The sequence below is a fragment of the Rhodopirellula sp. J20-39 genome (assembly GCF_057365095.1).
On the sequence record NZ_CP195123.1, the window covers coordinates 5,114,959 to 5,139,158 of the forward strand.

Consider the following 24,200-nt stretch of genomic DNA (forward strand, 5'->3'; position numbering starts at 1 on the left):
CAAATCGCTTCGTCTGAGAAGATCCGATGCGCCGCTTCCATCAACTATTGAGCCGCGGCAGCGAGTTCCGCCTTTTCTCGTTCCTGGTCACTCAGCTTACTCGCAACTTGATCATGAGCCACCTTCGCTTCGTTGAGACGTTTCTGCCCCGCATCCCTTTGCTCGGTCTGCTTCTTCTGCGCCTCCACCAACGCTGAAACACGTCCTTCCAACGCTTTCAGTTTGCCGGCCGCATCATCGACCAGTTTGTTGGCTTGAATGACATCTCGTCTCGTTTTAGCGATCTGCGTCAATAGTTCGGCGAGCTTAGTTTCCGACACGGCCAGTTCCTCTGCCCCTTTGGCCGGGTTCGCCTTGTCGATCGATTGCCGCGACTTAACGATCTTGTCGTACAGGTCCTGCGATTGTTTCTCGATGGGTGCAAGTCCAGCGTTCTTATCGGCCATCGACTTTTTCAGGTCGGCAACGGACTTCTTGGCAGCATCTAACTCAGTACGACTCGTCTTAATTTGGGTTTCGGTTTCAGCGAGCTTTTTCTTAGCGGCTTCCAAGGCGGTGTTGGCCTCGTCCCGTTTTTGAATCAGCGGCGTGAGTTGACTTCGCATACTTGCCAAAACTTGGTCGTACCGTTTTAAGCGATCCTGAACCGGTGCGGGGTTCGCTGGCAAAGCGATCCCGGATGCCGGATCCGCAATGGACTTCAATTGCACCGAACCACTCCAATCACCAACGACAACACGACTGGAATCATGCGTGATGGCGACTTCCAAGACCGATTCAGTTGCTCCCGAAAACTCATGCAGCTTTTTACCAGCGGCATCCCAAACTTGAACCTTTTTGTTCTTCGAACCGGTAACCAATTGGCCCTTGTGATCGAATCGCACGGATGTCACTGGACTCCCCACGCTGATTGACTTAATCGCCTTACCGGCGACCATGTCCCAAAGTTTCACGGTCCCATCGTCACTTGCACTGGCCAAAACATTGGAATCATCACGCCAACTAAGCGAATTGACAGCACCCTTGTGGTCGGTCAAATCCAAGTATTGACGTCCCGTATCGGCTTCCCAAACCACAACACCACCACTGCGGTCGGCCGACGCGACTAACACACCATCGGGACTGTAAGCGACGGCATAGATCCAATCGGTATGCTTCTTCAGGTCGAATAGTAACGTGCCATCGGTGGCATCAAAGATCCGCAACATCTTTTGCGGTCCACCCAGTGCGACCCGGTCCAACTTGTTACTGCAATCCGCATCAAAGACGGTGTCGAAATCATCGCCAACAGTAGCCATACGCTCTCCCGTTTCGATGGAATAAACCGCTGCGATACCACGGACGCTATGCTCACCCCCGCCAGCAACCAGGTAGCGACCATCACCACTGAAACGCAGTGATTGGGCAACACCTTCGGTAAAGGGAAGAATGCCGAGCAGTTTCCCCGTTTCGCCGTGATAGAGAACGATCTGCTTTTGCCCAGCGACAGCAACAAGCGGTGCCCACGGACTAGCGGCAACTGCCGTGATCGCAGCAGCACGTGACGTGACGACTGGAACGTTTTGAGAAAGTCCCTTTGGCATCGGCGGCGGACCGTCAGGCTTGCCGGTAGTGGTGGCTGCAAACGCCAACGAATTCTTGGGTTTGGCTTTCGCCTTGGAACCTGAATTTTCCAGAGCACCGCCCTCGATCCAAGCCTTGATGACCGCCAACTGCTTTTCAGCAATCTTGGGTTGCTCCGGCGGCATTACCGGTGTGTCGTCGTGGTTGACCAACTGCCAAAGACGACTTCCGTCCGGATCGCCATCGTCATAGACGACCTCGCCGCTACCGCCACCTTCCATCAGCACGCCATAGGAATCCAGCGCGAGCCCACCACGTTTGTCACCCTGGTTGTGACACGTCATGCAGTGTTCGCGAAAGATCGGCTTCACATCGTCTTCGTACGTCACCTTGGTTTTGCCAGGAACTTCTTTGGCCGACTCAGCGCCCGCCAAACCTGCCACACTCGCAAAAAGCAACACGAAAAAAGATCGAAACATTCTAGTATCCGTCAAAAGGAAACCGCTGAGGTATTCAGGTTACAGCAACGCGTTTAATGATTGAAAACAAACTCACGTCCGTTTAGAACGCCCCACAACACGTCTTCCAAAATCGCTTGGGCGTCAGCATCTTTTTCCGCCAACAACTCATCAACGGCTTGGTGCTCCTCCGCAACCGGCAAACGAGCCAGACAACGCAGATAAATGCGATTGACCACATCGGTCGGCGAAAGCTTTTCTTCCTTCAACCACTTTTGAACCACCTTGCCCCGCTTGATCTTGTCATGCACTGAATTGCCATTGAGCAGATGCAAAGCCTGGGACAGCGATGGTTCCGTCGACGCTTCACAGTCACATACCGTGACACGGGGCGATCGACCGAAAGTCGTCAGGAAGTAGTTAGTGGTTGCTCCATCGCCAATTTGCACGGCCCGACTTCCCAGCGGCAAACCACTGAACTTTTCAGGCGACTCGGTTACTTGGCAAACGCAATCCAATAAGCTTTCCGCAGGAATTCGTCGAACCACCGCGTGAGCAAAATTGCGTGTGTCATGTGCATTGGTCTCGTTCGTTAAGCAACTTCGAGCATATGCACGGCTCGTGCAGATGTCGCGAACCAGTTTCCGGAAATCGTAGTTGTATTCAATCAACTTATCTCCCAGCGTTTGGAACAACTCCGGGTTCGACGCAGGATTACTAACGCGGATATCGTCAACGGGTTCAACGATGCCTAAGCCCATGTAGTGAGCCCAAACTCGGTTAGCAATGCTGGGAGCAAAGTAAGGATTCTCGGGCGAAACAAGCCACTGGGCTAGCACTTCACGGCGGTCTTTCCCCTTGGTTTCCGGAACGTCGCCACCGAGGAATTTGGGAGCCGTGTTCTGATTGGTTACCGGGTGTTTGGTTTCACCGGACGAGCGGTTGTAAACGATACGCTCTCGGTAATCTTCGGCCTGCTTGCGACCTACCTGAGCAAAGAACGCGGCAAAGCCGTAGTAGTCGTCCATCGTCCAGCGATCAAACGGATGGTTGTGACATTGGGCACACTGGGTTCGAATTCCCATGAACAACTGAGCAACGTTTTCAGACATCTTCAGCGTTTCTCGCTCCAACTCGTAAAAGTTGGTTTGCGGCTCTGTGAATGTCCCACCGGTGCTGGTCAGCAAGTCTTCGACCATTTCATTGACCGGAACATTTCTTGCGAATTGATCCGTCAACCAACTGGCGTATAACAACGCCGACTTCTTGGACACCTGATTGGTAGACTTGATCATCATGAGCTGAGCGAACTTCATCGCCCAAATCTCGCTGAATTCTTTACGCTCAAGCAAACTATCGACGAGAACGGTTCGCTTGTCTTCAGCCGGATCGGCAACAAACTGCGTCACGTCTTCGGCGGCGGGCAACAAACCGGTGATGTCAATCGTTGCACGACGAATGAACTCTGCATCGGTGCATGACTCGCTAGGAAGAATCCGTAATTGCTGGAGCTTGCGATCGACAAGTTCATCGATGTAATTGACCGGCGATGTCGCTGGCGGCAAGTACTTCGTTTCGGCGGGCAGTGTCAAAACCTGGCTGCCGACGGTGAACGTATCAAACCTCGCCATCACAAAGGCTTCGCCTCGCGAACCCGCAACCACGACACCGTCCTGATCGATCGACGCAACGGATGAATTATTGGTTGAGAACGAAGCAAGCCGACTCAAATCGCGAGTTGTTCCATCGCTGTACGTCGCCACAGCAACCATTCGCTGCGACGCAGCATCGCCTTCCAACACCGCCTGCGCGGGATAAATCGCGACGTCACTTACCGTCGCGGGCAACTTTTTAGAATCGTCGTTAGGAGCACCGGCTTGCAACCATTTATGCAACGTTTGGTAGTAATCACTGTCGACTTCGAACAACTTCCCGCCCGTGTGCGGAACCGACCCCACCGCCTTTTTCAAGAACAAGCTTTCCGCTGGAAGAGCCAGATTGATTCGCCGAACGCCGATTTCGCGGGTGATGCGGTCGTAGTCTCCGTTGGGATCGAACCCAAACAAACTCAACCGAAAGCCATCCTTTCCGCGGGCAGCACCGTGACACGATCCCGTATTGCAACCCGAGCGGGTTAAGACCGGCATCACGTCTTTTGCGAAGCTGACCGGCGGATGTTCACTGGCATGCGAAACAGTGATTTCGGCACGCACCAATTGACCTCGGAATCGGGCGGCGAGAAACGTTTTGCCGTCAGCGAGAGGCCGCAGCGTATTCCCATCAACCTTGGCCAGTTTGGTGTCTTCGACTGTCCAGCGAACCTCATCCGTGACATCCACGGTACCACCATCGTCGCGCCGCAGCACGGCGATGAAAGACTGAAAATCGTCAGCCGAATCCAGAGAGATCTTCGGCGGGTAAACGTCGAACTGCACCTGATCGGCTTCGTCGGTTTTCGCGATACTGGCATTGGTGGTCGCAGCGTTAACCGAGCCCATCAATAAGCAACAGGCGACCCCAAATACAAGAAGCATCGAGATAGCAACATTGCGATGACCTGTCGCTCGCTGGGCATCTTCCCACTTCAAATCACATACCGCCGCGGAACAAGCAGCGGGCTGATCGAACTTGGGCTGGTTGAGCCGCAGCCCAGGTTTGGCAAAACGAGTCATGAGGCTTCCTTTTGTTGACGAAGCTGTTCGAGACGACTTAGCGGTTTAGGTGCGGCTTTCGCTGCAGGTTTGGGTTTGGCTACAGGCTTCTTCTCTTCTACCTTTGGTTCTTTCTTAGGCAACGGCTTGTCGATGCGGATTTCACTTTGGCCATCGGTTTGCATAAACGTTTCGCCGTCTCGCGTCACCCGCGTCCGCACCACCATGGTTTTGTGCGTCCCCGTTTTTGCCTTCTCATCAATGACCAACGGGAAGGTCACCGCAGTGTCAGTGAGCGATGCTTTCTGAACGGGCTCTGAACAAGTCACCCCGTTAGGCAACCCAACCAACTGAAACTCAATTTCGCCTTCGATATCACGCAGCTTTTCAACGGCGACCGATAGACTGGCCTCTTGGCCGGTTTCGACCGCCAAGCGTGGGAACTTGAAATCGAACACCGGCATTTGAACATCCAACATGATCGGTGCCGTTGTGACAGTTGCCGTTCCGCGTTTGGTACCGTAGCTGATTTGCATCACGATGGGCCACGCCCCGAGTGCGGCATTGGCATTCGCTGTCACGGGAACGACAACTTCGGTCTTGCCCTTTTCGATTTTCCGGCTGTTGTTTACCGCGATTCCCGGTGGCAGATAAAGCGTCTTGATGGAGACAGCATCTTCAAAACCCTCGTCTCGTTTAATCTTGACGAGCAACTCCTTGTCGCCCCGACGCAGGATGGGTGTCTTCGGTTGCACCAACTCAATTTCAAAGGGCGACTTATCGCAAACCGCAACCACCGCCCGATCTGTCACATGCTCCAGCATCGCCCGGCGATTTTGACCCAAAACGATCTTATGAGTTTGCTCAAGGTCGGCGGTGATCTCGCGATCGCCCAACTTTCCACGTCCCGTGATGTCAAACAGGGCTCCTCCCAACTTCGCGTCCGCACTTGCGGTTAACACGATGGGAATCTCCACTCGTCCCTTGGGCATGGGGAATATTTGTGCTGTCACACCTTCAGGCAAACCCTCGAGCTCGAAATTGATTTCTTCGTTGAAACCTTCTCGAGTCGCTCGCACCACCATCGCCGCATGTCCACCAACAGGGACCGACACCACAGCCGCTTCATCACGACGCAGCTCCTTCAAGTCGAGCTTGAAGTTGGGTAGTTGATGTGTGACCTCAATCAAGTAATTGTGCAGCGGGCCACCGGTACGTAAGTGGTCATAAACCCGAACGGTATGCAGACCATCCGCAGCGGCTGAAAAAGTCAGGAAACCATCGGGCTTGCCGCCCACATCATCGGCTGACTTAATCGTCTTCCCATCAGGACCAAAGACATTCACGACACCATCAAGCGGAGATCGCAAGGTCTCGCGAGCGTACAATTGCACGCGATACGCTTTGCCCTTCTTACATTCAAAACTGAAGCAATCAAAATCGTTGGCTTCGCCCAGCACACCGCATAAGACGGCCGGTATCTCACACTTGGGAGCCGAGCGATGATCATTGTTAGGCTCAACCTCTTGAACGACTGGTAAATTGCCAACTCGAATCCAGTTAGGCGTCGGCGATATGCCTTGCTCGGTTTCGCTGATCACCGACCAAGCGCGAGTGCCCCTTTGGTCTTCCGACGGGGAATCCATCCAAGCTGATGGCAACTGCAGCGAAACGTCACGCACCGAACCATCGATGTCGATGATATTGGCCTTCAACACATCGCCTTGCGTTCCGGCAGCGGGAACGATCGTAGTGGGCCTCGGAAACGAGCCTACATGAAGCCGGTAGCCGCACACGTTTTTCTGTCCACCGAACGAGCTGTCGCGGATTGCGACGACATACTTGCCTGCTTCTTCCGGGGTGAAAGAACAAACACCGTCTTGCTGAAACAACGTCGAATCATCGCTACTGGCGACCTCGAAACGCTTGTCGTTCAAGATCGCAATATGCGGGTCAAGCAAATCCCGGTTATTCAGTTCCCAACGATGACGCAATCCTTCGACTTCAACCGTAAGACGCTGTCCGGCCTTCAATTCGACTTGAAAATAGTCGATGTCCTCCCGATCAACGTTCCCTTCGATCGTGTGATCCATGGGAACCGGCTGAGGCGAATCAAACTGGTTGTTGGGCTCCACTTCGGTCACCATCGGCATGGTGCCGATGCTGAGGAACCGCAGGTTTGCAACTCCGCTCGCGGTCACCAGGCGAAATGAATACCGACCTGGCTGCAATTCTTTGTCCGTTTTGATCTTCATCTCAACAGACTTCTCGTCCGTCGGTTTGACCTCCAACACTTCCACGCCGGGGTCATCGAACAAAACTTGACTGGCGTCGCCAATCCGTTCCCCCTTCAAAACAATCGTCGCTTCACCACCTCGGGTCGCACCGAGCGGTTGGTGATAGCGAACGATAGGAAACGCGGCCCAACCTTGGCCAGCGAGCACGATCGCTAACAACATCGACGACGCCGGCACAACGAAGAAAGAATTTCGTTTCCGACAGCTCATGAGTTGAAATTTCACAAACAAACCTTCATGTGAAGAAAACACTGCATCTGAAGCAAAGAACGGAAGTCGCTCTCAATGAGAGCGTGTTCGCGTTAGACGAGGATATCGCTGACGATCTTGCCGCCATCAACGATTTCGATCGGACGTGCCCCGGGAGCCATCAGCTCCTTATCAGCCACAATGCCCAGAAGGTGGTACATCGTTGTCGCCAAATCCGCAGGCGATACCGGGTCCGAATCAGGTTCAGTCGCAGTTGCATCGGATGCACCATAAATCATGCCGCCCTTCACGCCACCACCGGCAAGCATCACGCTGAAGACCTTGGGCCAGTGATCGCGTCCCGCATCGGCGTTGATCTTTGGCGTCCGTCCGAACTCGCTGGTCACCATGACCAACGTTTCGTCCAACATGCCGCGTTCAGATAGATCCTCTAGCAAAGCCGACAGCCCCTGATCGAGCGACGGCATTTGTCCCTTGATTCCCGTCGTGATATTCGCGTGCATGTCCCAGCTACCATAGGTCAACGTCACCAGCCGAGACCCTGCTTCAACCAAACGACGTGCCATCAACATTCGGGACCCCGCCTGATTGCGACCATAGCGGTCACGCATCTTGGCGTCTTCCTTGGACAAGTCGAACGCCTCCTTGGCCGCTGGCGTATCCAACAAACCGTAGGCTCGTTCATAGAACGTGTTCATTGCCGAAACATTGTCGGCCGAAGTGGCGGAGTTAAATCGCTGGTTAATTTTTTCCAGCATCGCACGTCGTCGCACAAAACGATCCGCATCGACACCGCCAGCCAAGTTCAAATCACGAACTTTGAAATCATCGCGAGCCGGATCCGCCCCTAACGCGAAACCGCTGTACTTACTCGGCAGATAACCGGTGCCCGCGAATTCATTAGGCACATTGGGAATACAAATGTAGGCTGGCAAATTGTTTCGTGGACCGTACTCATGACTCACCACGGCACCGAAGCTGGGATATTGCAGCGCAGGGCTGGGCTTGTAGCCGGTGAACATGTTGTGCGTGCCGCGTTCGTGGGCAGCCTCGCCATGACTCATCGAACGGATGACACAGTACTTATCAGCTTGCTTAGCCAGACGAGGCAATGAATTGCAAATCACCTCGCCCGTGTTCGTTTTGATGGTCCCCATCTCGCCGCGATATTCCAGCGGGCTGTACGGCTTGGGGTCGAACGATTCCTGTTGGGCGATGCCGCCGGGCAGGAAGATATGAATGACGCTTTTGGCTTTCGCCTTGATGAAGTCGTACTGTTTCTTCTCCGCAGCCGCCTGATGCATTAGCAATTCGGGAAGCGATAACCCAAGTCCTGCGGCGCTTCCCGCCACTAGAAAACCACGGCGTCCAAAGACTCCTGGGCGGATCATTGGATTTCCTTGACAAGTCATACTGCCAACTCCTTTAACTTGATCGTGTGGATGCTAACGTTCGGGCGCATATCAAAACCTCTCGTAAATGAGGTCAATCGAGATGCTCTGAGCGAAGCGAAGGTGGGATCATCTCCCCAGCTTAACCGAGCCCTTGATCCGGGCGAAGTTATTAGAACTGGTAAGACAGGTAGGTGGGGCCCGATGATTCAGCGTGACAGGATTCCTGTCCTCTGGATCATCAAGTTTCTTAGGTAGGTGCGGTGGTCTAGTTCAGGCTCATTGGAAAGCTCTACCCGTGCACACGGCTGGATAGGCAAAGCAGTACTAGCGTGACAGTAACAACCACTACAGTACGTACAATGGTAACGCAAACACCGGGGGTGTCAAACTCATCCATCGGTGGAAAGGGGCTAGAAAAGCAGCTATTTCTGGGGGAGGTCTTGCATTCTGGCCAGAAAACATGCTAACCCACCACAGAATGTCTGGGTTCTCTATCAATTAAAAGATGGAAGCGGACCCGTTAAAAAGTCTGATTTCTCGCCAGGGAAGGCTAATCAGGGATGTCTACAAGACGCCAACTAACAACTATCGCCGTGCTCGCCCTCGGCTTCGTCTTCGTCACACAACTAGGTACGAGCATCGCCTCGGCCGCCGAAGCGAAATGGATTTGGTCCGGCGATGTTGCCGTGGACGATGCCATTCCTGCCGGTGAAACCTGCTGGTTTCGCAAGGTTTTGAACCTGCGGGACCGCGGTGAAGGAATTGTCGAAATCGCAGCGGACGACGATTATGAAGTTCGCGTGAATGGTCGAGTGATCGGCAACGGCAAGTCGTACCGGCAAATGAAAGAATTCGACATCTCGGATTACCTAGAAGTGGGCCGTAACGTTGTCGCCATTCGCGTGCGAAACACCAACGGCGACACCGCTGCACTGGTCGCCCGGGTTTCGATTCGCCCTGACAACGAAGACAAATGGTACACCTTCAGTACCGACGAAACGTGGCGAACAAGCTTGTCCGAAGAGGCAATGTGGGACAACGCCGCACTGAACGACCGGACTTGGCAAACTGCCACCGCATTCGGCCTGCTTGGCGAAACAACGCCTTGGGACCGTGGGTCCACGGTCGCCGTCGAGACTGCGAAAGAACAATCCGAGCGATTCCAGATCCAAAAGGGATTCGGTGTCCAACGACTGATCAACGACGAACAAGTCGGCTCCACCATCGCGATGGCATTCGATGAATTCGGCCACATTATCTTGGCCCAAGAACAAGGCCCACTGCTAATCGTCGTTGACCGCGATGAAGACGGCATTCCTGAAGACGTCCGCACGTATTGCGACCAAGTCGAATCAGTGCAGGGGATCCTACCGCTCAATGGCGAAGTCTTCGTCACGGGCAAAGGGCCTGACGGCACCGCGTTGTACCGTCTTTCAGACTCGAATCGCGACGGGAAGCTGGAAAACATCAAGACTGTCATGAAGTTTCGCGGCGATGGCGGCGAACACGGGCCACACGGATTGCGACTCGGCCCCGACGGAATGATCTACCTTTCCCTGGGAAGCCATGTTCAAGCGATCGGCAAGACCGGCAAGGGCGAGACCCTTCGCGACATCTACGAAGGCGACCTTCTACCTCGCTATGAAGATCCAGGTGGACACGGACGCGGCGTCAAAGCACCGGGCGGAACGATCATTCGAACCGATATCGAAGGCGATGTGGTCGAACGAGTCGCCGGCGGTTTGCGAAACACCTACGACCTTGCCTTCCACCCCAGCGGCAGCCTGTTCGTGCATGACGCGGATATGGAAGCCGACGTGGAAACACCTTGGTATCGGCCTACCGCTTTGATGGAAGTCACCGAAGCCGGCGAATTCGGCTGGCGCACCGGTTGGGCCAAGTGGCCTGAATACTACTTTGACCGTCTACCGAACTTGCTCGACACCGGACGCGGAAGCCCAACCGGGATCGAGTGCTACGAACACCACATGTTCCCGGTCCGATACCACGACAGCTTGTTCCTAGCGGACTGGTCCGAAGGCCGCATCCTGAACGTACGACTGAAACCAAACGGCAGCGGCTTTTCCGCCGACAGCGAAGTCTTCCTGCAAGGAGCTCCACTGAACGTCACCGATTTGACCGTCGGCCCGGATGGTGCACTGTATTTCTGCACCGGCGGACGCGGTACCGCGGGCGGCGTTTACCGTGTTGTCTATCAAGGCAAAATTCCTGACGCAATGAAACAACTAGGCAGCGGTATTGCCGCCGCCATCCGCCAACCGCAACTCGACGCCGCATGGTCGCGACAAGAAATCGCTGCGATCCGCGGTAAGCTAGGCAGCGATTGGAACAAGCAAGTCGCTGGCGTCGCATACAGCGAAGACAACCCGCCGGCCTACCGTATCCGTGCACTGAATCTAATGCAGATGTACGGGCCCGCACCGAGCGAAGAATTGCTGGTTGAACTTTCACGAACCGAAAGCGAATCCGTTCGACGTCGCGCCGCAATGCAACTTGGCCTTTCGCCAAGTCGCGGTGCCGCAGCACGATTGCAAGAACTACTGGGCGACGGAGACGCTCGCGTCGTTCGCACCGCATGCGAAGCGATCCTTCGTAGCGGGCAATTCCCACGCAATCCAGAACCGGTGATCGAACTGCTGTCATCCAACGACCGAAACATCTCGTTCTTGGCTCGACAAGTACTTCAACGCATGCCGTCATCAACTTGGCGCAGTGAGGTGTTATCCACCGATGACACTCGCACCGCACTGGTTGGCATGCTGGCGTTGGTCGCCGCCGAACCGAACACCAAGACCGGTGGTGAAGTGCTTAAACGTGCCGCCGCAATGATGGAAGGGTTCCTTAGCGATAAAGACTTTGTCGATACGCTGCGTCTATGCCAGGTCACACTGGATCGATGCGAGATCCCCGCTCAGGCCGTGCCTTGGCTTCGTGACCGAGTCGCCGCCGAATTCCCTTCCGGCGATTCTCGCATGAACCACGAATTGATTCGACTGGCTGCCTACCTGCAGGCCGACTCAATCGTACCGCGGGCAATGGAATACTTGGAATCGGACGCTCCTAAGATGGACCGTGCCCTGACGGCAATGTGCCTACAACGAATTGACCGTAAGTGGACTGCTCGTGAACGATTCGCATTGCTGAAGATGTACGAGCAAATCGCTGGCGAAGATTCCGAAGGATCACTGCCGATGTACATGGTCGCCGTCACTCGCGACTTCGCTCGTCACCTGTCCGACGACGATGTCCAAGCGATCCTGGACGAAGGCTCGCGATGGCGAAACGCTGCCCTCGGAGCAATCTTCCGACTGAAGCGGCCCATCGACGACGAAACAGCTCGCAAACTGCGTAACCTGGACCAAGAACTCGTCGCTGAACCCAAGATCGATGATGTCAACCGCCGACTGCGAACCGGTATCATCGCGATGCTATCGACCGCCTCGGACGAAGAATCCGCTGAACACCTACGTCGGATCTGGCGAACCGAACCGCAACGTCGCAGCGTGGTTGCACTGGCTTTATCGCAAAAGCCAGACGGCGACAACTGGGACTACCTCGTCCGCAGCCTGAACATCCTCGACGGTCCTGCCGCCGAAGAAGTGGTCAAGCAATTGCATAGCGTGGCAATCGCAACCGACGACCCCATGGCTCTGCGTGCACTGACCCTAATGGGACTTCGCGCCGAACAACAAGGAACCTCATTCGAAAACGTCGAAAAGCTTCTTGAGCACTGGACCGGAATGCAACGGCCCAAGGGAGTTGCCAAATCAATGGTGCCGTGGCAACGCTGGTACGCCAAGACGTTCCCAGACCGCCCCGCAGCGGAACTTCCTCGCGAAGACGAATCGAAGTGGGACCTGGACCAACTGCTGACTTACCTTGAATCGCCCGAAGGCAATACTGGCGACCTTCACGCGGGTGCGAGCTTGTTTGCAAGTGCTTCCTGTGCGGACTGCCATCGCCACAACGGCAACGGTCATCGCATTGGCCCCGACCTGACCAACATGTCTAAGCGGTTTACCCGCCGAGAGATTCTGGAATCGATCCTGCATCCTTCGCATGTCGTCAGCGATCAATACGCCAGCAAGAAAGTCCTGACCTTGGACGGCGAGGTTTACGTCGGCATGGTCAGCAAGACCGGAACCGGTATTGAGGTGCGTGACTCGAACAATCAAGTGACCACGATCGCAACGGCTGATGTCGACTCGATTCTGCCGAGCCAATCGAGCATCATGCCTAGCGGGTTGATTGATAACCTCACCATGAACCAGGTCAGTGACCTGATGGCTTACCTGGGTCTAGTCGAACCGGTCGAGATTGCGAGTCGCCCGGAGTAATTGACCGGCATAGCATTCGAGTCTCGATACTTTCAACGGTCGACCGCTCGTCATCAAATGACGAGCGTGTTTGACCAAGGACGAGCGCAATCGGCTAAGATTGATAACGACGCAGGAAGACCGCAGCGGTCTCCGCTACAAACAATGCGTCGTTCGGATTGCTGATTAACAAGTGGTCAGCACCCGGCAACGTGATGACATTAGTGTGATTGAGCCCGTCTTGGTCACGCACCAAACCGGCAATTCGCAAAGCGTGATCAAACCCCAATGTTTGATCGACTGGCGAATGAAACACCATCACCGGACAACGAATCTGGCCTAACTGATCGGCCAGTTGGTGCTGGCGAAAATCGTCTAGCATTTCCCGACGAATCGTCCAGGTTCGCCCGCCAATCACGACATCACCCGATCCATCGCTAACGATAGCTGGGTTCATCGCTTCCATCAGTGCGGCAAGGTGTTGGGTGTCACTGGGCGCAGCGATCGAGACAACTGCTTTAATCGAATCGCGTTCGGCGTCGGTCAATTGCTGTCCGATCTCATGTGGCAAGCCTGCCGCAATCGCCAACGAGGCCGCACCACCGAAACTGTGCCCGATCAATCCGGTCACTGGGCCAAGTGATTCTGATGCAAAACGAATCGCGGCCGAAAGATCAGCCAGGTTCGTCGAAAAACTGGTGCTTGAAAAATCGCCTTGGCTGCCACCCAAACCGGTCATGTCAAACCGCAAGACAGCGACACCGCATTCGGACATTCGGCGAGATATTCGAGCGATGGCCTTAATGTCTTTGCCGCAAGTGAAGCAATGACTGAACACGACCACCGGTACATTGTCAGGTAGAGGAGCCGCATCTTCATCTGCAGATCCTTGCGGTGTAGCTTCTTGCGTCGCAACAACAGGCCGATCGACGATTCCCGCCAACCGAAACCCGTTTCCGCCTTCGAACTCCACCCGATAGCTGCGCCGCTTAAACGGATCGCAAGCCGAATCTGATTCCATCGCTAACGAACTACTCAACGGGACAGATCCCTCGACATCGATCCACCGGACGAGTCATTTCCGCCGATTCGGTCATTCCCGCCGATCCGGCCAGCCGAGAAAGCTTCTGCCATCGCCTTGGGGACTTCCGCTTCGGCGAGCACGAGTCTTGCACGGTTCTCCGACACCCGAGCTTTCATCTGTTGTTCCTGAGCAATCGCCTCGGCACGTCGTCGTTCAGCCTTCGCACGTGCGACACGGGTATCCGCCTCCGCTTGATCGCTTTGCAATCGAGCACCAATGTTTTCGCCTACATCAATATCGGCGATGTCGATTGAAACGATCTCGAATGCGGTCTGAGCATCGAGGGCACGCGACAAAACCACCTTGGTAATCATGTCGGGGTTTTCGAGCACGTTGAAGTGTGATTCAGCAGAGCCAATCGAACTGATAATTGCTTCGCCCACTCGAGCAATGATCGTGTCTTCGGTCGCACCACCGATCAGTTGTTCGATGTTTGTCCGCACCGTCACTCGAGCACGAACCCGCAACTCGATGCCGTTTTTCGTAATAGCACTTAGCGTTGTCTTGCCACTTCGCTTCGGATCGGGGCAATCAATGACTTTGGGGTACACGCTCGTTTGCACCGCATCAAGAACGTCACGGCCAGCCAAGTCGATCGCGGCGGCTTGATCAAAATCCAAGGGGATCTTAGCTCGGTGGGCGGCGATGATCGCGTTGATGACATTCATCACGTTCCCACCGGCAAGATAATGGGCTTCCAACCGCTGGGTGCTGATTCCGGATTCCCGGCCGATATCCAACTTCGCTTGAGCCGCCATCACTTTGGCTTGCACAATCACGTTCGGATTGACCTTGGTGAAGTGCATGCGAATCAAGTTGGCAAGCTTCACGTCAGCATCGGACATGAACGCTTGGAACCACAACTTGCCGTACCGCAGGAAGAAGTAGCCCAGGATTGCAAACGCAAACAGAGCGAACAAAATCCCGACGATGACGATCATCAAGTAGCCACCAAACGGCTCTTCCCTGGGCGGAAGGGGCATCCCTTGGGCAAGCGACCATTGAAAGTGAGCGAGTTCGAAGCCGTGCGGCATGACCAGTGACATCGAGCGAAGACCAGACGTTAGGAAAGGTGGTTCAAGGTGAAAATCGTTGCCTTATCTTAGCGTAGCTTCCGCTCCCAATGTCGATCGTAGAGACGATCTCTGGTTAAATAGTCGAAGCACACCAACCGGCTGTTGCCTAGCTCGCAAGCATCGCATTCATCCACCTCGGAAACAAAGCTTTGGCAACGACATTTTGCCGCACTGGCAAAAAGGCACCTGAGTGTGCAATATTAAGTGCTGGGCAACAACGATCCTTCTCTACATTGACCAAATCTGAGGCAAAACATGGCGACAATGACGTCGACCAACCGTCCCCAACCCGGAGGAGTATCCTCGGGGGGCACCGGCTCTGCGGGCTCCGGCGAAGCTGGCCAGATGGAGCAGTTTTCCTACGATGATGGAATCGTGCGGATGTTCGCTACGGCGACCATCTTCTGGGGGATTGTTGCCACTTTGGCGGGACTGACCGTTGCCGTCTTGTTGGTGATGCCCGGATTGTCCAGCGGATTAGATTGGCTGAACTTCGCCAGACTTCGCCCTCTGCACACCAACGCCGCCATCTTCGCCTTCGCCGGCAACGCAATCTTCGCCGCGATCTATTACAGCACCCAGCGGTTGTGCAAAGCTCGGATGTGGAGCGACGTGCTGAGCCAGATGCACTTCTGGGGATGGCAACTGATCATTGTACTGGCCGCTGCCACGCTGCCTTTTGGGATCACCCAAAGTAAAGAGTACGCCGAACTGGAATGGCCCATCGATGTTTTAATCGCCATCGTTTGGCTTTTCATCTTTGGTGGCAACTTCTTGATGACGTTGATCAAACGACGCGAACGTCACATGTACGTCGCACTTTGGTTCTACATCGCCACGATTGTGACCGTCGCATTGCTGCACGTGTTTAACAACCTTGTCGTTCCAATCGGCGTTTTCGCCAGCATCCCGATCTACGCCGGCGTGCAAGACGCATTCATGCAGTGGTGGTACGGGCACAACGCGGTGGCGTTCTTCCTGACAACGCCGTTTTTGGGGCTGATGTATTACTTCTTGCCCAAAGCGGCGGATCGCCCGGTGTTCAGTTACCGGTTGAGCATCATCCACTTCTGGTCGTTGGTTTTCATTTATATCTGGGCGGGTCCCCACCACCTTCACTACACCGCGCTGCCTGAATGGGCCAGCACGCTGGGGATGCTATTCAGCATCATGCTATGGATGCCTAGCTGGGGCGGGATGATCAACGGCTTGCTCACCCTTCGAGGTGCTTGGCACAAGGTCGCCGCTGATCCAGTGCTAAAGTTCTTTGTCGTAGGGATCACGTTCTACGGCATGGCTACCTTTGAAGGCCCAGCGTTGTCGATCAAGGCGATCAACGCGTTCACTCACTACACCGACTGGACGATCGCCCACGTCCACTCCGGTGCACTCGGCTGGAACGGCTTCATGGCGTTCGGCATGCTGTACTGGCTCTTGCCGAGGCTCTACCAAACCAAATTGTGGAGTCCCAAGCTGATGAGCCTGCACTTCTGGACAGGCACCATTGGGATCCTGCTGTACATCATCCCGATCTACGCTGCCGGTCTAATGCAAGGCTGGATGTGGCGTGCGATGGATGACACTGGTCACCTGATGTACCCAGACTTCATCGAAACAACTCAATCGATCGTCCCGCTATGGTGGCTGCGAGTCGTTGGGGGCGTGCTCTATGTCAGCGGTGCGATCATGCTGGGAATCAACGCGTTGATGACCTGGATGAATCGTCCTTCCACTTACGAAGTCCCGGTTTACTCGGCTCCGCGATTGACTAAGGAATACAGTCCTTCAGAGCCTCAAGTTAAAAGCCACCTCGACGAAGTGCCCGTTCTTGAGATGGGCAAAAAGCTTGATATCTTCGGCCGAATGGGTTGGCACCGTCGCTGGGAACGTTTGCCAGTTAAGTTCACCGTGTTGGTAACTTTGGCGGTCGTCATCGCGACGCTTTCGGAATTGATCCCAACCTTCCTCATTCGCACCAACGTGCCGACGATCGCGACGGTCAAACCGTACACGCCACTTGAACTAGCGGGACGCCACATTTTCGTGTCCGAAGGTTGCTACAACTGTCACTCGCAAATGATTCGCCCGATGGTTTCAGAAACGAAGCGATACGGCGAATACAGTAAGCCCGGCGAATTCATTTACGATCGCCCGTTCCAATGGGGCAGTCGACGAATCGGCCCTGACTTAGCTCGCGAAGGCGGCAAGCAAAGTAGCTTCTGGCACTGGACCCACTTCGAAAACCCCGAGAACGTTTCGCCCGGCAGCGTCATGCCATCCTACGGTCATCTTTTAACCGAGGACATGAAGTACGACGCGATTGCACCGCACGTGCAAGCGGCCGCGTTCTTAGGTGCCGAGTACACCGAAGAAGAATTGACCAACACCGCGGAAGTCGCCATGAAACAGGCGGAATACATCGCGGCGGACATTGTTCAACAGGGTGGACCGGCAAAGACGTACGAGAAACAAGCAATCGCTTTGATCGCGTACTTGCAACGCATCGGGGCCGACTTGTTCGCTGAAGAAACTCCGGCCGAACCGCCCGCAGATGGTGCGGATCCGGAAGCAACCGATTCGAAAGAACCGGCCGCAGAGTCCGACGCTGAGCCTGACTCCGGCGAAGACGAGCCCGGCGTGGCCTTTCTGAAAGTGTTACCGAACCCAGTCGCCGACCAAACTCGAGTGCTCCTTTCCACGAACGACGAAAGCAATTCTTAAGATGATCAAAGATCTAGTTTGTGCGTTGGACTACTCGTCGTGTGCTGAATGGGCACTCGCGTTGTTTGTAGTTGCCTTCGCCACCATTACTTACGGAACATTAAGGCTCAGCCAAGACGCAACCGATCGGTTCGCGTCGATCCCGCTGACCGATCAAGTGGAGGATCCCCGTCAATGAGTTCGACACCAACTGAAAACCCAGCGAATGATCCCGTCCTTACGGAACACTCGTACGATGGGATCGAGGAATTCGACAATCCGCTTCCGGGTTGGTGGAAGTGGTTGTTCATCGCATGCATTGCGTTCTGCCCTCCTTACTTCCTGTACTACCACGGTGGCACGCCAGGGCGTTCCATCGAGGAAACCTATTCGGTTGCCTTGGCCGCAAACACGCGGCTGCAATTCGCGGAAATTGGTGAACTGCAGCCTGACGAAGCCACCTTGGTGAGCTTCATGGAAAAGGACAATTGGTTGCGCGTGGGTAAGATTGTTTTCCAAACTCACTGCGTTTCCTGCCACGGTCGTGAAGGGGAAGGCAAAGTGGGGCCCAACCTGACCGACGAGAGCTTCAAGAATATCAAGACGATCGAAGATATCGCATCGGTGATCAACAACGGTGCAGCCGCCGGGGCAATGCCTCAGTGGTCCAACCGCTTGCACCCAAATGAAGTGGTGCTGGTATCGGCGTATGTCGCTTCGATGCGAGGCAAAATGTTGGAGGGGCCACGGGGCGCCGAAGGCAAAGAGATTCCGCCATGGCCACAACCGGTCGCGGAACCCGACACGGCTACGGAGAAAGAATGACGCAACGGTGGCTGGATTGGAAATCTCCAACATCCAGCCACTTTGGACATTGCTGCTCGCGATCAACATTCGTCGTGCAGACATGTCCTATGGCACTTTCGTGAAAGCGAGAGTGAGCATGCAAACGTAATTACATGTTTGCATTCATTTAATGATTGGTGCTTTAAGTCGAAATCATGTCACATTTCGCTGATAATGACGCACTGCTTGTTCCCGATGAACATGTGCTGTCAACGCTGGAAAAGGATGGAAGCCGCCGTTGGCTTCGACCTCGCCTTTCAATGGGAACCTGGTGGAAGCGGCGGCGAGTTGTCGCTTACATCTTGATGGTGGTTTTCGTAGCCATCCCGCACCTGCGGCTCAACGGCAAGCCAATCGTCTTGCTGGACTTTGTTTCGCGGCAATTGACGCTGTTCGGGAAAACCTTCTATCCGACCGACACGCTCATTCTAGCGCTGTTCATGCTGACGGTCTTTGTGACAATCGTTTTAGTCACTGCCATCGCTGGCCGTGCCTGGTGTGGCTGGGCGTGCCCCCAAACGGTCTATATGGAATTTCTGTTCCGGCCGATCGATCGCTTCTTTGAAGGAACCAAAGGAAAAGGCGGCAAACCCAAAAGCGACATTAGCGGTGGTTGGCAAATCGTCCGCATCGGTGTCTACGTGGTGTTGTGCATGTTCTTGGCGCACACGTTCCTGGCCTACTTCGTTGGAACCGATACGCTCGCCCAATGGATACGGCAATCACCGATCGATCACCCCGGTGCTTTTTTGGTAATGGCGGGTACGACCGTCGCGATGCTATTCGACTTCCTGATCTTCCGCGAACAGATGTGTTTGATCGCGTGTCCGTACGGACGCTTTCAATCCGTCATGCTGGATGAGCAGTCCAAGATTGTCGGTTACGATCCAGGCCGCGGCGAACCTCGCCGCAAAGGAAAACGCACCGCTGATGATCCGGCGGGTGATTGCGTGGATTGCCATCAATGTGTTGTGGTCTGCCCAACGGGGATCGACATTCGGGACGGATTGCAAATGGAGTGCATTAATTGCACCCAGTGTATCGACGCGTGCGACAACGTAATGACTCGAATTGGCCTGCCCAAGGGTTTGATACGCTACAGTTCCCAAGACGAACTGGCAAACAAACCCAAGAAATGGTTTCGCGCCCGGACGATGATCTATCCCATCATCCTGTTGCTGGTTGCAACCGGCTTCGTGTTCGCGGTGATCAGCAAAGTTGGCTTTGACGCCCGATTGCTTCGAGGCAAAGGTGCACCGTTTTCCATGACAACGCAAGGTGCCGTCAACAATTCGTTCCGGCTGCGATTGGTCAATCGCACCGACAGCGAACAGGTCTACACTCTTTCGGTGGTCAATCCCGAAGGCGTTTCGCTGGAGGTGATTCAGAAAGACTTGCTGTCTCTACCATCGGGCGGCAACGTACTCATACCGCTCAGTGTTGAGTTCGCCCCCGCTGTGACACGCGGCGACGGCAACGAGCCAGCCACACTAGTAGTTCAGGACGGCAGCGACCATTCCAGCAACATCAAGTTCAAATTACTCGGTCCAAGGTAAACGACGATGCGAAAGCCAACGGGCCCCACCAAAACGCCCGAAGAAATTCAGGCCGAGCGGCACGCCAAACGATTTTATATCGGCTTGGTTTTGCTTCTCTTCGCGATCCAGTTCACGATCCTGGGCACGGCAATCAACCTTGCTGTCGGCGACCCCGCTCTTGCAGTGGTTCCGGACTATCATCAAGCGGCTTTACGCTGGGACGAATCTCAAGAGGCCAACCGGGCGGCAAAGAAACTTGGCTGGGATCTTCAAGTGGAAGTTTCTGATGTAGCCGACGGCAAAGGCTTGCGTGCAGTCCAGGTTCATGCGACTGACCAAGACGGAGCCGCAATTTCAAACTTGTCGATTGACGCAAAGATTTACCACCACGCACAAGCCGATCACGTCGAGCGCGTGGAACTGAAGGACGTTGGCGAAGGACGATACATCGGTATGCCGTCAATGCGACAGCCCGGGTTATGGCAAATCCAACTCAACATTACCAACGCGAGCGAGCCGATGACCCTGACTCAAACAATCGAACTAGGGAGCTAGACTTCGCATGTGGATTTTGATCAGCGCCGTCGTCACCGCCAGCTTACTAGGCAGCATGCACTGTGTGGGCATGTGCGGCCCGTTAGCGATTTTCGCTAGTGGTGCGGGCGAAAAGGCACCTCGCCGCCAAGTCATTCTGTCCACGACGCTATACCACCTGGGTCGCTTGCTAACCTACACACTCGCTGGACTGATCGCTGGTACGCTAGGAAGCTTGGTTGATATCGGCGGCCAGACTCTAGGGTTTCAATTGGCGGCCGCACGACTGGTGGGCACCGTCATGATCTTGATCGGCGTCTGGAAATTGGTTGCAATGTGGTTACCCAAGTCTGCCCCCGCATCCGGACCGACTCCTTCTCGCATTGGCGGATTGCTCGTGAAGCTACGCCCTATCGTGTTCGGGCTGCCGCCGAGCGGACGGGCCTTTGCGACCGGACTGCTAACAACGTTACTTCCTTGCGGCTGGCTCTACTTGTTCGCTCTGGTTGCCGCTGGTACGGGTGATCCAGTATCCGGCGGGATCACCATGGCCGCCTTTTGGGTCGGTACCGTTCCCGCTCTGACCGCGTTGATTGCCGGGACCCAAACACTATCCCGCAAGTTTGTTCAGGTGGTACCGACCGCGGCGGCACTGCTGTTGATTGTAACCGGTGGCATCACTGCGTCAGGACGCGGCTTCGCCGAGATCAATTCATTATCAGACATCGCACCGCCCGTTTCGATTTCGCTTAATCAATCGACCGATGCAGCGGAGCCGGCATGTTGCTGCGATCCCACCGCGGTGGAGTGCAATTGCGCGTCCCCGTCAATCCAACAACAAATCGATGCGTTAACCCACACACCGCTTCCTTGCTGCGTGAATCACGCCAGCGATGAATCCGCCGCATCAACCAGCGATAATGCTGGCCAAGGCGAGTCGGCTCAGGAGTCTTCGCAACCTTGACGCCTAAAACGGCAGACGCACCAGCCACGCGTGTGGTTCGTCCCTGCATCCATTGTGGCGAACCAACGGACAGCAATTTAGAACAACCTGCGGAACAGATCTTTTGTTGCAACGGTTGCCGCGGTGCCTATGAACTGATTCACGGCTGGGGCCTGGAGGGGTTCTACGGTTTGCGTGACCAGCTTGCCAGCGGACCGGCAAGCCGAGTGAACTCTAAAGCGAATCGATACGAGATGTTCGATAACGCGGAGTTCTTAGGGCCATCCAAGCCGACCGAGCAATCCGACGGGCTAATGCAATGCGAGCTCGCCGTGCATGGATTGCACTGCGCTGCATGTGCTTGGCTGATCGAGAATGCCGCAATTCGGACTCCTGGATGGCGGGTTGCTCGGGTTAAGTTGAGTGACCACACGCTGAAGGTCGTCTTTGATCCCGCGCAAACCGCACTCAGTCAAATCGCTAGCTTGCTTGACCGACTCGGCTATGAGTTGGCGCCGATTTCCAAAGAACGCGACCAGCATTTTCAAAACGAAAATCGACGCCATCTGATTCAGATCGCTTTCGCTGGCTTCTTCGCGGCCAACGCGATGTGGATCGCTGTCGCGTTGTATGCTGGCGACGCATACGGGGTGGAAGAGGAACATCGCTTCTTCTTGCGAATGATCGGCACTGCACTGGGTGTCGCAGCGGTACTGTTGCCCGGCCGGACGTTTTTCGTCGGTGCGTTCGCTTCGATGCGTAATCGGGTACCCCATATGGATCTACCCGTCGCGTTGGGCTTGAGCGTCGGCACCATCGTGGGCACGATCAACGCGATTACCGGCGAAGGGCACCTTTATTTCGATTCGTTGGCGATCTTGGTTTTCCTATTGTTGATCGGACGCTGGATTCAATTCCACCAACAACATCGTGCGGCCAAAGCCGTTGATCTACTCCTGCGAATCACACCACGTCATGCCAACCGCGTCGACGATAGCAATAAAACCAGCACCGTCTTGGTCGATGCACTTCAAGTCGGCGATGTCATTCGAGTAACCGGTAACGAGAGTCTACCGGCTGACGGCGAAGTGGTGCATGGCGAATCGATGATTGACCGGTCATTGCTGACTGGTGAAAGCGTTCCCGAACACGTTCAACCTGGCGATCGAGTATTAGCCGGCACGATCAATCTGCAACGTGTGATTGATGTTCGCGTCGATGCGACCGGTGAAGATAGTCGAATCGGGAAGGTCATGCGTTCGGTAGAGGACGCTACAAACCAAAAGACGCCGATCGTTCAGTTCGCGGATTCCGTCGGCGGCGTGTTTGTAGTCGTCGTTTCACTGCTAGCAATCGGTTCATTCCTATGGTGGCGGCCGAGCGGTTGGGCCATCGCAGCATCACACGCTACGTCTCTTTTGATTGTCGCTTGCCCCTGTGCGCTAGCCCTGGCAACGCCGCTTGCGATCGCTGTCTCACTGGGCCGGGCCGCTAAACACAAAATCCTGATTCGCGATGGCAACACGCTCCAACTACTCGCTCGCGGCGGTCGAATTTGGTTTGATAAAACGGGGACTCTAACCAGCGGTCGGCCGGACGCTGAACAAATTATCGGGGATGATTACGCGGTGTCTTTGGCAGCAGTAGTCGAACAAGAGTGCCAGCATCCGGTTGCCGAGGCAATCAAGCGGTTAGCAGCACGGGTTGATTTGTCAGTCCCAATCAAGTCGTCCGAACTGACCGCCGTCAAGCGAAACGGCGTCATCGGTCGAGTTAACCAACACAGTGTTTTGGTAGGCAATGCTGAGTTCATGAGCCAACACGATGTCACGCTTAGTGAATCTGTCGCAACTGCTATCCAGCGCTGCACCGACGAGTCCGCAAGTCCCATCTTGATCGCCGTCGATGGAGTCGTCGAAACGGTGGTCGCAATCTCCGATCCGCTGCGGCCTCACGTGGCATCAACGATCGCAAACCTGCGACATCGAGGCTGGAAGATCGGAATCTTGTCCGGCGATCATCCGGCAATCGTTCAACACGTAGCCAACCGAGTCGGCATTGATGTCAAAGAAGCCCACGGCGCCGTCGGCCCAGAAGAAAAGCTAGCCACCGTGCAAAGCGATTCCGAACAAAGCAAGTCAGGTATCACCGTGATGATTGGAGACGGTGCCAATGATGCCGCTGCACTGGCTGCCGCAGATGTAGGAATCGCAGTGCGTGGCGGCGCGGAAGTCAGCCTGCAGGCAGCGCCGGTATTTGTTGCGTCGGGCGATATCCAAGACATTGACCGTTTAATGCAGTCCGCACACCGCACCAACTGGCTAATCCGGACCGCATTCGCTGTTTCACTGACCTACAACCTTGTGGCCGTTGGCCTTGCCATGATGGGACGCATCAGTCCACTGATCGCCGCTGTGCTGATGCCGATAAGCAGCGTCAGCGTGCTAGCGTTAACTTTAGCTTGGCCGACCTATCCGAAACTACCGACGGCGGAAACCGCAACATCGACACTGCGTTCTAAAAAGACCGACCAACAACTTTCTGGCCAAGGAACTCTTCGATGAGCGTG

The 24,200-nt window shown here is 55.0% G+C and carries 14 protein-coding genes; 8 read left to right on the forward strand and 6 right to left on the reverse strand.

The window, feature by feature from the left end; translation table 11 throughout:
* Nucleotides 1–44 precede the first annotated feature (44 nt).
* The 4 genes from ACR3ZL_RS18475 to ACR3ZL_RS18490 all read right to left on the reverse strand — a co-directional run bounded on the left by ACR3ZL_RS18475 (nucleotide 45) and on the right by ACR3ZL_RS18490 (nucleotide 8,591).
* Nucleotides 45–2,042: a c-type cytochrome domain-containing protein gene (locus ACR3ZL_RS18475; protein ID WP_473651632.1), complete on the reverse strand. Its 1,998-nt coding sequence runs from the start codon at nucleotides 2,040–2,042 to the stop codon at nucleotides 45–47.
* 53 nt (nucleotides 2,043–2,095) lie between these two features.
* Nucleotides 2,096–4,555: a DUF1549 domain-containing protein gene (locus tag ACR3ZL_RS18480; protein ID WP_473653518.1), complete on the reverse strand. Its 2,460-nt coding sequence runs from the start codon at nucleotides 4,553–4,555 to the stop codon at nucleotides 2,096–2,098.
* 134 nt (nucleotides 4,556–4,689) lie between these two features.
* A complete protein-coding gene (locus ACR3ZL_RS18485) occupies nucleotides 4,690–7,194 on the reverse strand; it encodes a PPC domain-containing protein (RefSeq protein ID WP_486172866.1) in 2,505 nt (834 codons plus the stop codon).
* Nucleotides 7,195–7,271: 77 nt separating this feature from the next.
* Complete coding sequence (locus tag ACR3ZL_RS18490) at nucleotides 7,272–8,591, reverse strand: DUF1501 domain-containing protein (RefSeq protein WP_473651630.1); 1,320 nt, start codon at nucleotides 8,589–8,591, stop codon at nucleotides 7,272–7,274.
* A gap of 542 nt (nucleotides 8,592–9,133) precedes the next feature.
* On the opposite strand from ACR3ZL_RS18490, the gene ACR3ZL_RS18495 reads away from it, so the two are divergent.
* Nucleotides 9,134–12,931: a DUF7133 domain-containing protein gene (locus tag ACR3ZL_RS18495; RefSeq protein ID WP_473651629.1), complete on the forward strand. Its 3,798-nt coding sequence runs from the start codon at nucleotides 9,134–9,136 to the stop codon at nucleotides 12,929–12,931.
* 94 nt (nucleotides 12,932–13,025) lie between these two features.
* Here ACR3ZL_RS18495 and ACR3ZL_RS18500 read toward each other — a convergent pair whose 3' ends face one another.
* Together ACR3ZL_RS18500 and floA are read right to left on the reverse strand one after the other, a co-directional pair.
* Nucleotides 13,026–13,949: an alpha/beta hydrolase family protein gene (locus ACR3ZL_RS18500; RefSeq protein WP_473651628.1), complete on the reverse strand. Its 924-nt coding sequence runs from the start codon at nucleotides 13,947–13,949 to the stop codon at nucleotides 13,026–13,028.
* On the reverse strand, nucleotides 13,946–14,977 hold the full coding sequence (gene floA / locus ACR3ZL_RS18505; RefSeq protein WP_473653517.1) for a flotillin-like protein FloA: 1,032 nt from the start codon (nucleotides 14,975–14,977) through the stop codon (nucleotides 13,946–13,948). Before floA ends, ACR3ZL_RS18500 begins: the two co-directional genes overlap by 4 nt.
* Before the next feature lie 348 nt (nucleotides 14,978–15,325).
* Here floA and ccoN point away from each other — a divergent pair, with 348 nt between their 5' ends.
* The 7 genes from ccoN (at nucleotide 15,326) to ACR3ZL_RS18540 (ending at nucleotide 24,195) form a co-directional block, all read left to right on the forward strand.
* A complete protein-coding gene (ccoN, locus tag ACR3ZL_RS18510; RefSeq protein ID WP_473651627.1) occupies nucleotides 15,326–17,791 on the forward strand; it encodes a cytochrome-c oxidase, cbb3-type subunit I in 2,466 nt (821 codons plus the stop codon).
* A gap of 1 nt (nucleotide 17,792) precedes the next feature.
* The gene (locus ACR3ZL_RS18515; protein ID WP_473651626.1) at nucleotides 17,793–17,969 is read left to right on the forward strand and encodes a hypothetical protein; all 177 of its coding nucleotides are present in this window, start codon (nucleotides 17,793–17,795) and stop codon (nucleotides 17,967–17,969) included.
* Nucleotides 17,966–18,595 (forward strand): cbb3-type cytochrome c oxidase N-terminal domain-containing protein, encoded by a 630-nt coding sequence (locus ACR3ZL_RS18520; protein ID WP_473651625.1) that lies wholly within the window; start codon nucleotides 17,966–17,968, stop codon nucleotides 18,593–18,595. The genes ACR3ZL_RS18515 and ACR3ZL_RS18520 overlap by 4 nt, the downstream gene beginning before the upstream one ends.
* A 176-nt stretch (nucleotides 18,596–18,771) precedes the next feature.
* The gene (ccoG, locus tag ACR3ZL_RS18525; protein ID WP_473651624.1) at nucleotides 18,772–20,172 is read left to right on the forward strand and encodes a cytochrome c oxidase accessory protein CcoG; all 1,401 of its coding nucleotides are present in this window, start codon (nucleotides 18,772–18,774) and stop codon (nucleotides 20,170–20,172) included.
* A gap of 6 nt (nucleotides 20,173–20,178) precedes the next feature.
* Nucleotides 20,179–20,709 carry a FixH family protein gene (locus ACR3ZL_RS18530; RefSeq protein ID WP_473651623.1) on the forward strand — a complete coding sequence of 177 codons (531 nt, stop codon included), beginning with the start codon at nucleotides 20,179–20,181 and terminating at the stop codon, nucleotides 20,707–20,709.
* A gap of 7 nt (nucleotides 20,710–20,716) precedes the next feature.
* Nucleotides 20,717–21,652: a sulfite exporter TauE/SafE family protein gene (locus tag ACR3ZL_RS18535; RefSeq protein WP_473651622.1), complete on the forward strand. Its 936-nt coding sequence runs from the start codon at nucleotides 20,717–20,719 to the stop codon at nucleotides 21,650–21,652.
* Nucleotides 21,649–24,195 carry a heavy metal translocating P-type ATPase gene (locus ACR3ZL_RS18540; protein ID WP_486172867.1) on the forward strand — a complete coding sequence of 849 codons (2,547 nt, stop codon included), beginning with the start codon at nucleotides 21,649–21,651 and terminating at the stop codon, nucleotides 24,193–24,195. The genes ACR3ZL_RS18535 and ACR3ZL_RS18540 overlap by 4 nt, the downstream gene beginning before the upstream one ends.
* Nucleotides 24,196–24,200 lie beyond the last annotated feature (5 nt).

Coding starts and splice junctions, on each gene's coding strand:
- ACR3ZL_RS18475 (WP_473651632.1), bottom strand. CDS start 2,042: ATGTTTCGATCTTTTTTCGTGTTGCTTTTTGCGAGTGTGGCAGGTTTG.
- ACR3ZL_RS18480 (WP_473653518.1), bottom strand. CDS start 4,555: ATGCTTCTTGTATTTGGGGTCGCCTGTTGCTTATTGATGGGCTCGGTT.
- ACR3ZL_RS18490 (WP_473651630.1), bottom strand. CDS start 8,591: ATGACTTGTCAAGGAAATCCAATGATCCGCCCAGGAGTCTTTGGACGC.
- ACR3ZL_RS18495 (WP_473651629.1), top strand. CDS start 9,134: ATGTCTACAAGACGCCAACTAACAACTATCGCCGTGCTCGCCCTCGGC.
- floA (WP_473653517.1), bottom strand. CDS start 14,977: ATGCCCCTTCCGCCCAGGGAAGAGCCGTTTGGTGGCTACTTGATGATC.
- ccoN (WP_473651627.1), top strand. CDS start 15,326: ATGGCGACAATGACGTCGACCAACCGTCCCCAACCCGGAGGAGTATCC.
- ACR3ZL_RS18515 (WP_473651626.1), top strand. CDS start 17,793: ATGATCAAAGATCTAGTTTGTGCGTTGGACTACTCGTCGTGTGCTGAA.
- ACR3ZL_RS18520 (WP_473651625.1), top strand. CDS start 17,966: ATGAGTTCGACACCAACTGAAAACCCAGCGAATGATCCCGTCCTTACG.
- ccoG (WP_473651624.1), top strand. CDS start 18,772: ATGTCACATTTCGCTGATAATGACGCACTGCTTGTTCCCGATGAACAT.
- ACR3ZL_RS18530 (WP_473651623.1), top strand. CDS start 20,179: ATGCGAAAGCCAACGGGCCCCACCAAAACGCCCGAAGAAATTCAGGCC.
- ACR3ZL_RS18535 (WP_473651622.1), top strand. CDS start 20,717: ATGTGGATTTTGATCAGCGCCGTCGTCACCGCCAGCTTACTAGGCAGC.